Raw genomic sequence first — 12,911 nt, 5'->3', positions numbered from 1 at the left:
CGAGATGAGAAGGGAATTCAGCGAACCCTCCGGGCCGGAGCCTGCCCCGGCCAGTATTCTGGTGGCAGACGATGATCCAAGACTGTTAAAAAGCCTGGCCGGGCTGCTTGAGCAGCAGGGCTACGACGTAACCTCCGCATTGGGTGGCCGGGCCGCCTGCGATGCCCTGGAGCGCAAGCGTTTTGACCTGGCCATGCTGGACCTGAGGATGCCGGAGGTGGACGGCTTCGACGTCATGGCCCACGCCGCCGGCGTCCAGGCCAATTGCGGCATCATCGTGGTCAGTGGCGAGAGTTCATTCAGCGCTGTCAGCCGCGCCCTGCGGCGGGGTGCCCAGGACTACATCAAGAAACCCTTCGATCCGGACGAACTGCTTGCCACCCTGGAGGCGGTCCTGGGTAAACAGTCCTTGGTGCGGGCCCACGCCGACATCCAGCTGCGGCTGGAAAAGTCCGAGGCGCTGCATCGCTACATCGTCAACAGCTCACCGGACATCGTCTTCATGCTGGACCACGATGGCCGCTTCTGCTTCGTCAACAACAAGGTCGAGGCCCTGCTGGGTTATCAGGCCACGGAACTCAACGGCAAACATTTCCGCAATATCCTCGATGAGCAGGATGTGGTTCGGGGTACCTACGCCTTGCAGGATCCCGGCATCAACGCCGACAACCCGCGCACTCTGGAGGTCCGGCTCAAGACCCGGGGCAGCCGCAAGGCCAATCGCTACTTCGAGATCACCGCCTTCCCTATCGACCACGAAACCTGGCCCCTGGCGGTGGACGCCAATGTCCGGGAGGCCGGCCGCAAAGCCCGTTTCTACGGCACCGCCCGGGACGTGACCGAACGCAAGGAGGCGGAAGCCTTTATCAATTTCCAGGCCTATCATGACCTGCTGACCCGCCTCCCCAACCGGGCCCTATTCAAGGACCGGCTCAACCTGGCCATCACCCAGGCCAGGCGCAGCGACCAGAAACTGGCGGTGATGTTCCTGGACCTGGACCGTTTCAAGATCATCAACGACACCCTTGGTCACGCCATGGGGGACCGGCTGCTCCAGGCTGTCACCCAGCGCCTGGAGAACTGCCTGCGCAAGGGCGACACCCTGTCCCGCTTCGGCGGCGACGAGTTCACCCTGCTGTTGCCAGAGATTGCCCACCACGACGACGCCCGTCGCATTGCCAAGAAGCTGATCCAGGCCCTTAAGGCGCCCTTCCAGTTGGGCGAGCACGAGGTCTTCGTGGGGGTCAGCATCGGTATCGCTCTCTTTCCCGACGCCGGCGAAAACATGGACCAGTTGATCCAGAACGCCGATATCGCCATGTACCACGTCAAGGCCCGAGGCAAGGACGGTTACCGCTTCTTCAGCGATACCATGAGCATTGATACCGCCAACCGGCTGTCGCTGGAGCGGGATCTGCGCCAGGCTCTGGACAACAACGAGCTGCGGGTGTTCTACCAGCCCCAGGTGTGCGCCCGCAGCGGCCGGATTGTCGGTCTGGAGGCCCTGGTGCGCTGGCAGCATCCGGAGCGGGGCCTGCTCTACCCCCGGGATTTCCTGGCCCTGGCGGAGGAAACCAAGCTGATCGTGGATCTCAGCGAACAGGTGCTGGCCATCGCCTGCCGCCAGGTCCGACAGTGGATCCTGGCCGGTCACGACAAGCTCCGGCTGGCCGTCAACCTGTCGCCGATCCAGGTGGATCATCCCCGATTCGTGGAGAACCTGGTGCAGCAGCTGCACAACCACAAGTTCCCGGCCAGCAATCTCGAGATCGAGATTACCGAAAACACCATCATGAACGACCTGGAGCAGATCAGTCAGAAACTCCGGGAACTGGCAGGAATGGGGGTACGGATTGCCATCGATGACTTCGGTACCGGCTATTCCTCCCTCAACTACCTGCACCGGCTGCCGATCCATACCCTCAAGGTGGACCAGTCCTTTGTCCGGGGCATCCGTTCGGGGGAAGACGGCGCTTGCATCGTCAATGCCATCGTGGCCATGGCCCACGGCCTGAAGCTGGACATCGTTGCCGAGGGCGTGGAAACCGACGCCCAACTGGCCTACTTGCAGAATCTGGGCTGCCATCAGGTTCAGGGCTTCTTCTACGGCCCCGCCCAGCCGGCCGAGGCCATCTCGCGGATGCTGGACCACAAATCCCTGCGGGCCGTGGTCTGAGCCGGTATCAGGGCAGCGATTCGGGGACGTACCGGCGGTAGATACGGTCAAGCTCACCGGCGTCGGCCAGTTCCTCCAGGCGCTTGCTCACCCGATTCTTGAATGCGTCGGACCAGTCCCGGTCCACACTCAGGTGAATAGGGTAGTCCGGTATGATGGGGCCAAGGTCCACCTCGCGAAAGCAGTCACCGTTGCCGGGGAAAGCCTTCAGGTGATGCCGCAGGCGGGACACCATCTCCACGAAACCGTCGGCCCGACCCAACTGCACCAGACTCAGCCCGGCCTCGAAGCGGTCGACTGGTACCGCCTGCAGGTATCCCCTCTCCCCCGCCTCCGAAATCGCCAGGTAGTCGAAGTGGCGCAGCATCACCACCGACAGGTCTTTCAGCTGGTCGATCGAGGTAATCCGGGCGGGCAGATCCGTACGGCAGGTCAGCAGGATGTGGCGGGTGGTGAACAGGGGCTGGGCCAGCATCTCACCTTCGACACCGAAAGAGTTCCACACCGGAGCATCGAATGCCACCCAGTGGTTTATCCGGTTCTCGTGCACCTGAACACGCAACCGGTTGACCGGCAACACCTGATGGGTGACCTCATAGTCGGTGCCGGCGAAGATGGCGTCCACCATGTCCGACACAATACCGCCACGGCTCTGGTTGTCTTCCACAATCTGGAACGGTCGGGTCTTCGCGTCCACCACCAGGTAACGCACCGTGACCGTTTCATCAGCCCGCAGGGCACCGGCCAGGCATAGTACGGCCGCCAACCCGGCGAACAGACCCTTGCGCTTGCAGACAGCCAATTGACCACCTCTTCAACGAGGAACTGAGGGGGAGTATAGAACGCCGGTGATTTTTCGGTCACCACTTTTCGAGCGGCTCGCAATGGGCCGAACAGGCAGCAAAATATTTAAAACGGATTGTAGAACACTCTGATTTTAAATTATGACGCGGTTTGCAAAGTGTTGCGGTACGTAACGCAATGTATCCGGAAATGCGCGCTACTGCACATAAATGGCCCCCTCGACTCTCTAAGCTTTTTTCCACAGGCCCCCGCGGGCACAGGCTCCGGTCCCCAAACCGGGCCGGCCCTGACAACCACAACAATCGCGGCGGGTTCACTTGACATGGGAAGGCTGCCACAACAATGCGCGACAAATACAAGTACATCGGCCCGGTTTACGACTTTCTCAGCAATCTCTACAGCGGCAAGAACATCCATCGCTGCAAGACCGCCATGCTGGATGTGGAAACCATCAAACCCGGTACCCGGGTCCTGTTCGCCGGGGTCGGTCATGGCCGCGACGCCATCCGGGCCGCCGAACTGGGCGCCGAGGTGACGGTGGTGGACCTGTCGGAAACCATGCTGCGCAAGTTTGCCGATGCCCAGCAGAGGGAGGCGCCGCAACTTCGGATCCGTCGTATCCACAGCGACATCATGCAGGTCACCGAGTACGAGCAGTACGACATGGTGGTGGCCAACTTCTTCCTCAACGTGTTCGACGAGAACATGATGGTGCGGGTGCTGGAGCACCTGATCCGACTGGGCAAACCGGACGCCCGGGTGGTGGTGGGAGACTTCTGCTACCCCACCGGCAATATACTCGCCCGCCAGTTCAAGAAGCTCTACTGGTACATGGCGGTCTTCATCTTCTGGCTGTTCGCCAACAACGCCTTCCACAAGATCTACAACTACCCCGAACACATGCAGCGGCTGGGGCTGCAGGTCACCGAGAAAAAGCACTTCAAGCTGCTGAACATGAACTGCTACTGGTCGATCCTCGGCCAGAAACAGGCGCGCTGACAGTCCCGATACCCAACAACAAGATGGCCATAACCTGGGGAGACACCCGATGACCGACCAAACGCTGCTGCTGGACCGCCAAGGCACCCTGGCCGCGGAAGGTGCCTTCACCTTCGCCGAGCGGGTGGACTACCTGAAGCAATACGGCACCCATTCCCAGTCGTTTTCCACCCTGCAGCCGGGCATGGACTATTTCGATCTGCCCGGGGTGGGCTATATCGGCTTCATGCGCAAGTGGGGCATGACCTTCGTGCTGTCGGATCCGGTTACCGCGCCCGAGCATTTCGAACTGATCCTGGAGCGCTTTCACTGCCGCTATCCCAACGCGTCCTATATCCAGGTGTCCAAACCGGTGGTGGACTACCTGCATCGGCGTTTTGGCCTCTACGGCACCCAGTTCGGCAGCGAATCCCGCATCGATCTGGCGGAGTGGTCCCTGAAGGGGAAGAAAAAGCAGATCATCCGGACCGCCCTCAACCAGGCCGAGAAGAACGGCATCACCGTCAAGGAGCGGTTCAGCGACGACAATACCCGGGAGATTTCCGAGGCCTGGATCCGCACCCGCAAGTGCAAGAGCAACGAGATCCGTTTCCTGATCCGGCCCATGGAAATGGACTATCGGGAAAACGAGCGACATTTCTACGCCTACCAGGACGGCAAGGCGGTGGGTTTCATCTACTTCGACCCGGTCTACCGCAACAACCGGATCATCAGCTACGTGCCCAATATCTCACGGGCCAACGCCGATTTCCGGCAGGGCATCTTCTATACCCTGATGGCTCACGCCATGGAAGTTTTCCAGAGCGAGGGCGTGCCCTACCTGGATCTGGGCCTGATCCCGCTATCCCTGGACCCGGCCACCGAACGTCAGGAAAGCCGGCTGCTGAAACGCATTCTGCATGGCCTCTACGACCATGGCACCTTCCTTTACAACTTCCAGGGGCTGGAGTTCACCAAATCCCGCTTCCGCGGCAGCGCCTTCAAGACCTACTGCTGCCACCGCCGTGCCCTGCCGGCGCTGGAATTCCTCGCCATGTTCAAGCTGACTCGGCTCCTGTAACCGGAGCCGCCAGCGGCCAGCCGCCGGTCAGCGAACCCGGCGCCAGGCCCAGCCGGGTCATGAAACCTTCCAGCCCCAGGGGCAAGGCGTCAGTGAACCCGGCCGACACCGGCCCTGCCGTTGCCGCGGTCAGAGCGGCATAACCGGCCTGCTCAAGCAGATGTCGGGTACGCCGGGCGATGGCAGAACCCGAATCCACCCAATGCCGCACCTCCGGCAGGCACATCTGCAGTTGCGCCCGGATCAGCGGATAGTGGGTGCAGCCGAGCACCACCGTATCCACCCCGGCTTCCCGGAACGGCACCAATGCCGCCGCCAGCGCGGACTCCGGCAGCGCCTTGGGATCGGAAACCCAGGCCTCGATCCAGTGCACCAGATCCGGCTGGCCGATGCGGGTCAGTTGGCAGTCGGCGGCAAATTCCCGCACCAGCCCGTCCAGGTAGGGCCGCCGCACGGTGGCGGGCGTGGCCAGCAGACCGATGCGGCGGTTGGCAGACAGGGCCGCGGCCGGCTTGATGGCCGGTACCACCCCCACCACCGGCGTGGCAATGGCTTCCCGCAGGCTTGGTAGTGCCACGGTACTGGCGGTGTTGCAGGCAATCACCACCAGATCCACCGGCTGTTCCGCCAACGCCTGCCTCACGAGGCTCACCACCCGCCCGGTGACCACCGCCTCCGGCTTGTCGCCATAGGGGAAACCGGCGTTGTCCGCCAGGTAGCGCAACTCCACGCCGGGCAGCTCGGCACGGATGCCGGCGGCGATGCTGAAGCCGCCGACACCGGAATCGAACACCAGCACCTGCGGCTGCTTCACCCCAGTCCCTCCTGGGCGGCGATTTCCCGCTCCATGGCCTGAATCAGCCGGCCGGCGATGGTGGTGTCCGGGGGCACCGGTGGCAGGGCGCCGGGCTCGAACCAGCCGGCATCCGCCAGCTCGTCCTCCTGCAGCACCAGGTCGCCGCCGGCGTAGTCGGCAAAGTAGCCCAGCATCAGCTGATGTGGGAAAGGCCAGGGCTGGGACGCCCGATAACGGACGTTGGTGACCTCCAGGCCGGTCTCTTCTAGAACCTCCCGAATCACCGCCTCTTCCGCGCTCTCGCCGGGCTCCACGAAACCGGCGATCAGGCTGTAGTAATAGCGCCGGGTGCGTGACGAGCGGGCCAGCAGGAAACGGTCACCCCGGCGGATCACCACGATCACACAGGGCGCCAGTCGGGCGTACCAGGGAATCCGGCAATGCTCGCACCAGCGCGCCCGTTCGGCGGGATGATAGCCGGTGGCGCGGCCGCAGCGACCGCAGTAACGGTGATCCCGCCACCCCTGCTGGACCTGGATGGCGGTGCTGAGCATGGCGGCGGTGGCACTGGCGGTGGTCAAGACTGCGTCCCGCAGCGGGACCCGCTCGCTGGCGCTGAAAGGCGCGTCGGCGGACATCTCGGCGACGTAGACGTTGCGGCCCTCGAAGCGCCCCACATAGACCGGCTCGCTGTCGCCGTCGAGCCAGTTGCCGGCCTCCGACCAGGGCAGCAGCCACTGGCCGTTGCGGGATACCACGGCCTGGTCGCACAGTGCCACCACGCCGTCCTCAACGGACGGACCCTCGCGACGCCAACCGGCAGCCCACTGAGTCATTGCACCACCCCCGCCATTTCTGTTGGGCAGAATGTAGCACATAGCCGCTTGCGCCATAAGACGGCGCCCGCTTTGCGCAAACCGGGGGAGCAAGTACACTTAGCGCCAGTTTTGTTAACAGAGCGAACCTGTATGCGACTGATTCCGGGCCTGAGCGGCTTTTTCCTGACCCTTTTGCGCAAGATGCTGTACCTTTGGGTCCGGACCGACGTCATGGGGGCCAGCCGCGAGGCCCTTGAGCTGGATCCCAACAAGCCGGTCTGCTACGTGCTGCAGTACAGTTCCCTGTCCAGCCGCCTGGTGCTGGAGCAGGAGGTGCGGCGGGCCGGACTGCCCCCCGCCAATCGGCCGCTGCCGGTCCATAACGGCCCGGACCGCTCGTTCTTCTTCCTATACCATCGCACCGGCGGCCTGTTCCGCCCCCGCCAGACCCCGGTGACCACCGCCCGCATGCGGGAATACGTCAGATTGTGCCAGCAGGACCCCACCCTGGATGTCCAGGTGGTTCCGGTTTCGCTGTTCTGGGGCCGCTCCCCGGACAAGGCCAAGTCCCTGATCAAGATGATCCTCTCGGACACCTGGTCGGTGGCGGGCCGGCTGCAGAAGTTCCTGATCATCCTGGTGCACGGCCGCAATACCTACGTGCAGTTCAGCCGGCCGCTGTCACTGAGCGCCGTCATCGACGAGTACCGGGACAGCGAGGAGAAAGCCGAGCGCAAGTTGGCCCGTATCCTGCGCACCCATTTCCGCCGGGTCCGCCAGGCGGTACTGGGACCCGACCTGTCCCACCGCCGGACCCTGGTGGAAGGCCTGGTGCGCACGCCGGCGGTCAAGGACGCCATCCGGGAGACCGCCCGCAAGGACGACATTCCGCCGGAAAAAGTGCGGATCAAGGCACGCAAATACGCCGACGAAATCGCCGCCAGCATGTCCATTGCCACCATCCGGTTCCTCGAGGTGCTGCTCAGCCGGCTGTGGAACCGGATCTACAACGGCATCGCCGTCAACAACATCCAGGTGGCGCAGGATGTGGCCCAGGACAATGCGGTGGTCTACGTGCCCTGCCACCGCTCCCACATTGATTACCTGCTGCTCTCCTACGTGCTCTACCGTAACGGCCTGATGCCGCCCCACATCGCCGCCGGCATCAACCTGAACATGCCCATCGTGGGCCCCATCCTGCGCCGGGGCGGGGCCTTCTTCATGCGCCGCAGCTTCAAGGACAACCCGCTCTACAGCACTGTGTTCAACGAGTACATGCACGTGATGTTCACCCGCGGCTACTCGGTGGAATACTTTGTCGAGGGTGGCCGCAGCCGCACCGGGCGGATGCTGCAGCCCCGGCCGGGCATGCTGGCGATGACGGTGCGTAGTTTCCTCAGGGATCACCACAAGCCGATCGTGTTCATTCCGGTCTACATCGGTTATGAAAAGGTCATGGAAGGCCGGTCCTACCTGGGTGAGCTGAGGGGCAAGAAGAAACAGAAGGAGAGCATTTTCTCGCTGGTGCGCACCCTGCGCCGCCTGCGCAGCTCCTTTGGCCGGGTCGCGGTCAACTTCGGCGAGGCCATCCCGTTGGCGGGCCTGCTGGACGAGGTTCATCCCAGCTGGCGCCAGGAAGCCTATGACCAGGATTACCGGCCGGCCTGGCTGAACCAGGCGGTGGACACCCTGGCCACGGAGGTGGCCACCCGCATCAACGCCTCGGTAGCGGTCAACCCCATCGGCATGACCGCCACGGTGCTGCTCAGCACCGAACGACTGAGCATGGACGAGGGCCAGCTCAGCCGCCTGATGGACCAGTTCGCGGAACTGCTGCGGGCCTTCCCCTACGCCAGCACCGTCACCCTGCCGGAGGGCCATGGCAAGGACTGGATCGATTACTGCGAGGGCATGGGCCTGGTCAACCGCCAGCACCAGAAGCTGGGGGACATCATTGCCCTGGAGGGCAACAACGCCATCCTGATGACCTACTACCGCAACAACATCCAGCACCTGTTCGCGCTGCCGTCACTGATTGCCTGTCTGTTCGAGAACAACGCCTCCCTGGCCCGGGAGAAGGTGGTGTTCCTGGCCAGTGTGGTCTATCCCTACCTGCAGTCGGAGCTGTTCCTGAAGTACCAGGCCGACCAGGCCGAACAGGTGGTGGACCAGTGGCTGGACGTGCTGGTGGCACAGGGCCTGCTGCGGGTGGACGGCAACCGCCTCTGCCGGCCGGAGGAAGGCACCGATGCCATGCTGCGGCTGCGGGTGCTTTCACGCTTTATCATCCAGACCCTGGAGCGCTACCACATTGCCATTGCCATCCTGCGCAAGCACGGCTCCGGCAAGATCAGCGCCGCCGAGCTGGAAGAGCAGAGCACCCTGCTGGCGGAACGCATGGCCATCCTGTTTGGCCTCAACGCCCCGGAATTCTTCGACAAGAGCCTGTTCCGGAACTTCATCGCCAACCTGCAGAAAAACGAAGTCATCACCACCGACGCCAATGGCCAGCTCTGCTACAGCGAGGGTCTGGACGAGGTGGCCGAGGATGCCCGGCTGGTGCTCAATGTGGAGAAGCGCCAGGCCATCCAGCAGGTCACCATGCTGGGGGCCTGAGTGCCGCCTCAGGCGTTGGGCAGGGCCCGGAGGGGGTAGATATCGTAGCGGCTGGTCTTGCCCTCGACCCGGGCCGCCGGCTCCGGTCCTTCCACTGCCGGGGCCTTGCGGGGGCGCTTGACCACCACCCGGTAGCGGGCGCGGGTCAGGGCCGCCGCCAGCAAGCCGCCGGCATCCTCGTCGGCGCCCACCAGGTCGCGGAAGATCCGCATTTCCTTTTTCACCAGGGCCGATTTGTCCCGGTGCGGAAACATGGGGTCCAGGTAAATCACATCCGCCAGATCCGACTCGCCGGCCTGAAGCCAGGAGGTGCTCTCGGCGTGGATCAGCGTCATCTGCGCCATCACCCCGGCAGTCGCCGGGTTCAGGCGGCCCCGGGCCAGGCCATCCGCCAGTAAGGCGTGGACGATAGCGGAGCGCTCGAGCATAGTGACCCGGCAACCCAGGCCGGCAAGCACAAAGGCGTCCTGGCCCAGGCCCGCGGTGGCGTCCAGTACATGCAGCGGCTGCCGGGTTTTCTTCAACCCCACCGCCCTGGCCACCAACTGACCTGTGCCGCCGCCATGCTCAAGACGATACCCAGCCTTACCGGTGGCGAACTCCACCCGAACTGGACCGGGCGCGCCTTTGCCCGTCATCTGCAGACCCAGGCCGTGCTCATCGCCAAACAGCAGGTAAGGAAAATCGCTCACCCGGCGCGGGTCGCGGCTGCCAAGGAATTGCAGTTCGAGGCGACGGGCGAGCTCTTCCAGAGCCCGTAAATCCGCCAGGGGAGAACCGGCCACGGCAAGGGTGGCGGCAGGATCGGGAGGCATCAGACGCGGATATCGATGCCCGCCAGTTCCACGTCAGAGCCGTCGCGCTGACCCGCCACCGAGGCGAACACGTCGAGCGCGCGGGCACTGGCAAATGGCAGTTCGTCGGCGCGAAAACGCTCAAGGCGGGTGTCTTCGGCGGCCTGGCGGGCTTCAACCCGACGCTCGATGGCAACCGTGTCGATGATATCCGGCTGACGGGTGTTGCTGCGTTCCGCCTGGGGACCGAGGAAGGACTGGCGCACCGAATCGGTGGTGGCGTTGGGGCCGGTGGCCGCCGGATTGCGCGCCACATCGGGCCGGCTGCGGGCGGCAGTGGCTTCCGACTGGGCGGGAAACGGAGCGTTTGGATTCAGGCCGGCGACCATTGATCAAATTCCAGGCAGTTTTGGCAAGAACCTCAATTATGAGGCCGGCGCCGGAGAAATAAAACCCCTACCAGAGCACCAGCAGCAACACCGCGCCCAGCACCAGCCGGTAGATCACGTAAGGCATCAGGCCAAGACGCTCCAGAAAGGCCAGGAACAGGTGAATACAGATCACCGCGCTGACAAACGACATGACGGCCCCCAGCGCGATGGAGGTCCAGTCCGCGGCCTCACCCAGCTCCACCAGTTCCAGTACCTTGAGCAGGCCCGCGGCGGCGATCAGCGGGATCGACAGCAGGAACGAGAACCGCGCCGCCGACTCCCGGTCGAAGCCCAGGAACAGCGCCGCGGTCATGGTGATACCGGAACGGGAGGTGCCGGGAATCAGTGCCAGCGCCTGGGCCACTCCGATGATCAGGGCATCCCGCATCGACAGTCCGGCGAGGCCGCGCTGGCGCCGTCCGACCGCGTCGGACCACCAGAGTACCAGGCCAAAAACGATGGTGGTGATGGCGATCACCAGCCCCGAACGCAGGTGGCCGGCAATCCAGTCATCCAGCAGCAGGCCCGCCAGGCCGGCCGGCACCGTACCCAGTATGATGGCCCAGGCCAAATAGCTGTCCGGACCCACCCGGCGCTGGCAGCTGTCCACCACCCAGGCCCGGCCCAGCTGGAAAACCTGCCGACGGAAGTACCAGACCACCGCCGCAAGGGTGCCCACATGAACCGCCACGTCGAACGCCAGGCCCTGGTCGGGCCAGCCCAGCAACTGCGAGGGCAGGATCAGATGGGCCGAACTGCTGATAGGCAGAAACTCGGTGAGGCCCTGGATAATGGACAGCACGATGATATGCCAGAGGTCCATGGCGGCACTTCCTGAATCTGGAATGGGAGGGTGATTTAACGACCAGGCAGCTTCTGCCAGGTGACTTCATCGCGCAGGTAGACCGGCCGGGCCATGGCCGCCGGCACGGTTTCCCCCCGCTGCCAGGCCTGCCGCCCCAGCAGGGCCACTTCCCGGGCCCGGGGCACCGGCTCGGTGTCGGGTGCCGGGACACTTGCGCCGACCTCGGCCGGCATTCGGCTTTGGAAGCGCCAGCCGGAGCCGGCACCCACCCACCGGGCGACACCGTCAACCAGACTCACCGCCTCCGGCGCCCTCACCTGTTCGGCGGCCAGCGGCGTGGCCCAGCCGTCCCGGACCTGAAAACAGCCCCAGTAGACTTCGTCCATGCGGGCGTCAAAGGCCACTGCCACCCCGGTGCCTTCTTCCAGGGCCTCGGCGTCGATCACCTGCTGGGCCACCGCCGCCAGGGAGGATACCGGCACCACCGGTATGCCCAGACCGTAGGCCAGGCCCTGGACCACGCCGGTGGCAATCCGAAGACCGGTGAACGACCCCGGACCACAGGCAAAAGCCAGAGCATTCAAGGCGGCAGGCGCCAGTTCCCTCTCCGCCAGCAGCTCCCGCACCATCGGCATCAAAAGCCGGGTATGGCCCCGGGGGGCCAGGCTGAAGCGGTCGGTGAGGCGATCACCGGCCCAGAGCGCGGCAGAACAACCCTCGGAGGAGGTATCCAGTGCCAGCAGGTTCACGCTATGGCTCCGATGATCAGCCCAGCTGCTCGAGGATCTGATTGCGGATATGGTCCAGCGAACCCACGCCGTCGACCCGGATGTAGCGGGGCGCCCGCTCGGGATCCTGGGCTTCCCATTCGCGGTAGTAATCCACCAGCGGTGCGGTCTGGGTGTGGTAGATGCTCAGGCGCTTGCGCACGGTCTCTTCCTTGTCATCGGTGCGCTGCACCAGGGGCTCACCGGTTTCATCATCCTTGCCGGGCTCCTTGGGCGGATCGTACTCGACGTGATAGATACGGCCGCTGGGCTCATGAACACGGCGACCGGACAGACGCTTGACGATTTCCTCATCGGGAACCGCGATCTCCACCACGTAGTCGATGTCGATACCCTGGTCCTTGAGCGCTTCCGCCTGGGGAATGGTGCGGGGAAAGCCGTCCAGCAGGAAGCCGTTACGGCAGTCGTCCTGCTGCACCCGCTCCTCGATCAGTGCGATGATGATGTCGTCCGACACCAGACCACCGGAGGCCATCACTTCCTTGACCTGCTTGCCCAGTTCCGACTCCGCCTTGACCGCGGCCCGCAGCATGTCGCCGGTGGAAATCTGGGGAATCTTGAAGCGCTCAGTGATGTACTGGGCCTGGGTACCCTTACCCGCGCCCGGCGCGCCTAACATGATGACTCTCATAGTGGTTCTGCTCCCGTTTAATGAAAATTGTTGTAGAAGCGCGGAGACTGAGCAGCGATCTGCACCACGACTTCCGGGACCCTCCACCCTGCCGCGAAGCGCGCGTGCCAGGAGACCCTTAATTCTGAAGATCGCGCATTATACGAACTCGGGCCTGCAAGAGAAAGTCGACCTCGGTAGCGGTTCCTCATAC

At 63.9% G+C, this 12,911-nt stretch carries 12 protein-coding genes; 4 read left to right on the top strand and 8 right to left on the bottom strand.

The genetic code is table 11. The features are described 5' to 3' along the window. The first annotated feature begins 4 nt into the window (after nt 1-4). Entirely contained in the window at nt 5-2,176 is a 2,172-nt protein-coding gene (locus R3280_RS05535; RefSeq protein WP_318997587.1) for a putative bifunctional diguanylate cyclase/phosphodiesterase, read from the top strand. Between the two features lie 7 nt (nt 2,177-2,183). Here the strand turns inward: R3280_RS05535 and R3280_RS05530 are convergent, their stop codons facing one another. Next, on the bottom strand, nt 2,184-2,978 hold the full coding sequence (locus R3280_RS05530) for a transporter substrate-binding domain-containing protein (RefSeq protein WP_318997582.1): 795 nt from the start codon (nt 2,976-2,978) through the stop codon (nt 2,184-2,186). Between the two features lie 344 nt (nt 2,979-3,322). Between R3280_RS05530 and R3280_RS05525 the strand changes: the two genes are divergently transcribed. Continuing rightward, on the top strand, nt 3,323-3,979 hold the full coding sequence (locus tag R3280_RS05525; protein ID WP_318997581.1) for a class I SAM-dependent methyltransferase: 657 nt from the start codon (nt 3,323-3,325) through the stop codon (nt 3,977-3,979). A gap of 49 nt (nt 3,980-4,028) precedes the next feature. After that, complete coding sequence (locus R3280_RS05520; protein ID WP_318997580.1) at nt 4,029-5,039, top strand: DUF2156 domain-containing protein; 1,011 nt, start codon at nt 4,029-4,031, stop codon at nt 5,037-5,039. Here R3280_RS05520 and murI read toward each other — a convergent pair. After that, a complete protein-coding gene (murI, locus tag R3280_RS05515; RefSeq protein WP_318997579.1) occupies nt 5,017-5,853 on the bottom strand; it encodes a glutamate racemase in 837 nt (278 codons plus the stop codon). The genes R3280_RS05520 and murI overlap by 23 nt on opposite strands. Further along, entirely contained in the window at nt 5,850-6,671 is an 822-nt protein-coding gene (gene nudC, locus R3280_RS05510; protein WP_318997578.1) for an NAD(+) diphosphatase, read from the bottom strand. Before nudC ends, murI begins: the two co-directional genes overlap by 4 nt. A 132-nt stretch (nt 6,672-6,803) precedes the next feature. Between nudC and plsB the strand changes: the two genes are divergently transcribed. Then, on the top strand, nt 6,804-9,269 hold the full coding sequence (gene plsB, locus R3280_RS05505; RefSeq protein ID WP_318997577.1) for a glycerol-3-phosphate 1-O-acyltransferase PlsB: 2,466 nt from the start codon (nt 6,804-6,806) through the stop codon (nt 9,267-9,269). An 8-nt stretch (nt 9,270-9,277) separates the two neighbouring features. Here the strand turns inward: plsB and R3280_RS05500 are convergent, their stop codons facing one another. The 5 genes from R3280_RS05500 to adk all read right to left on the bottom strand — a co-directional run bounded on the left by R3280_RS05500 (nt 9,278) and on the right by adk (nt 12,718). Continuing rightward, nucleotides 9,278-10,084 (bottom strand): class I SAM-dependent methyltransferase, encoded by an 807-nt coding sequence (locus R3280_RS05500; RefSeq protein WP_318997576.1) that lies wholly within the window; start codon nt 10,082-10,084, stop codon nt 9,278-9,280. Further along, nucleotides 10,084-10,452: a UDP pyrophosphate phosphatase gene (locus tag R3280_RS05495; protein WP_318997575.1), complete on the bottom strand. Its 369-nt coding sequence runs from the start codon at nt 10,450-10,452 to the stop codon at nt 10,084-10,086. The genes R3280_RS05500 and R3280_RS05495 overlap by 1 nt, the downstream gene beginning before the upstream one ends. Nucleotides 10,453-10,519: 67 nt before the next feature. Then, on the bottom strand, nt 10,520-11,317 hold the full coding sequence (locus R3280_RS05490) for an undecaprenyl-diphosphate phosphatase (RefSeq protein ID WP_318997574.1): 798 nt from the start codon (nt 11,315-11,317) through the stop codon (nt 10,520-10,522). Nucleotides 11,318-11,352: 35 nt separating this feature from the next. Then, nucleotides 11,353-12,048, bottom strand: coding sequence for a tRNA (adenosine(37)-N6)-threonylcarbamoyltransferase complex dimerization subunit type 1 TsaB (tsaB, locus tag R3280_RS05485; protein ID WP_318997573.1), 696 nt, complete (start codon nt 12,046-12,048; stop codon nt 11,353-11,355). Between the two features lie 16 nt (nt 12,049-12,064). Further along, complete coding sequence (gene adk, locus R3280_RS05480) at nt 12,065-12,718, bottom strand: adenylate kinase (RefSeq protein WP_318997572.1); 654 nt, start codon at nt 12,716-12,718, stop codon at nt 12,065-12,067. Nucleotides 12,719-12,911: the final 193 nt, after the last annotated feature.

Origin of the sequence: Marinobacter sp. (genome assembly GCF_033722195.1) — a bacterium.
GTDB lineage: Bacteria > Pseudomonadota > Gammaproteobacteria > Pseudomonadales > Oleiphilaceae > Marinobacter.
This window is presented reverse-complemented; position numbering and strand designations above follow the sequence as displayed.

Excerpts from the sequence above, each read along its gene's own strand:
- R3280_RS05535 (WP_318997587.1), top strand. The coding sequence starts at position 5 with ATGAGAAGGGAATTCAGCGAACCCTCCGGGCCGGAGCCTGCCCCGGCC.
- nudC (WP_318997578.1), bottom strand. The coding sequence starts at position 6,671 with ATGACTCAGTGGGCTGCCGGTTGGCGTCGCGAGGGTCCGTCCGTTGAG.
- R3280_RS05490 (WP_318997574.1), bottom strand. The coding sequence starts at position 11,317 with ATGGACCTCTGGCATATCATCGTGCTGTCCATTATCCAGGGCCTCACC.
- R3280_RS05500 (WP_318997576.1), bottom strand. The coding sequence starts at position 10,084 with ATGCCTCCCGATCCTGCCGCCACCCTTGCCGTGGCCGGTTCTCCCCTG.
- R3280_RS05520 (WP_318997580.1), top strand. The coding sequence starts at position 4,029 with ATGACCGACCAAACGCTGCTGCTGGACCGCCAAGGCACCCTGGCCGCG.
- plsB (WP_318997577.1), top strand. The coding sequence starts at position 6,804 with ATGCGACTGATTCCGGGCCTGAGCGGCTTTTTCCTGACCCTTTTGCGC.
- R3280_RS05525 (WP_318997581.1), top strand. The coding sequence starts at position 3,323 with ATGCGCGACAAATACAAGTACATCGGCCCGGTTTACGACTTTCTCAGC.
- adk (WP_318997572.1), bottom strand. The coding sequence starts at position 12,718 with ATGAGAGTCATCATGTTAGGCGCGCCGGGCGCGGGTAAGGGTACCCAG.
- R3280_RS05495 (WP_318997575.1), bottom strand. The coding sequence starts at position 10,452 with ATGGTCGCCGGCCTGAATCCAAACGCTCCGTTTCCCGCCCAGTCGGAA.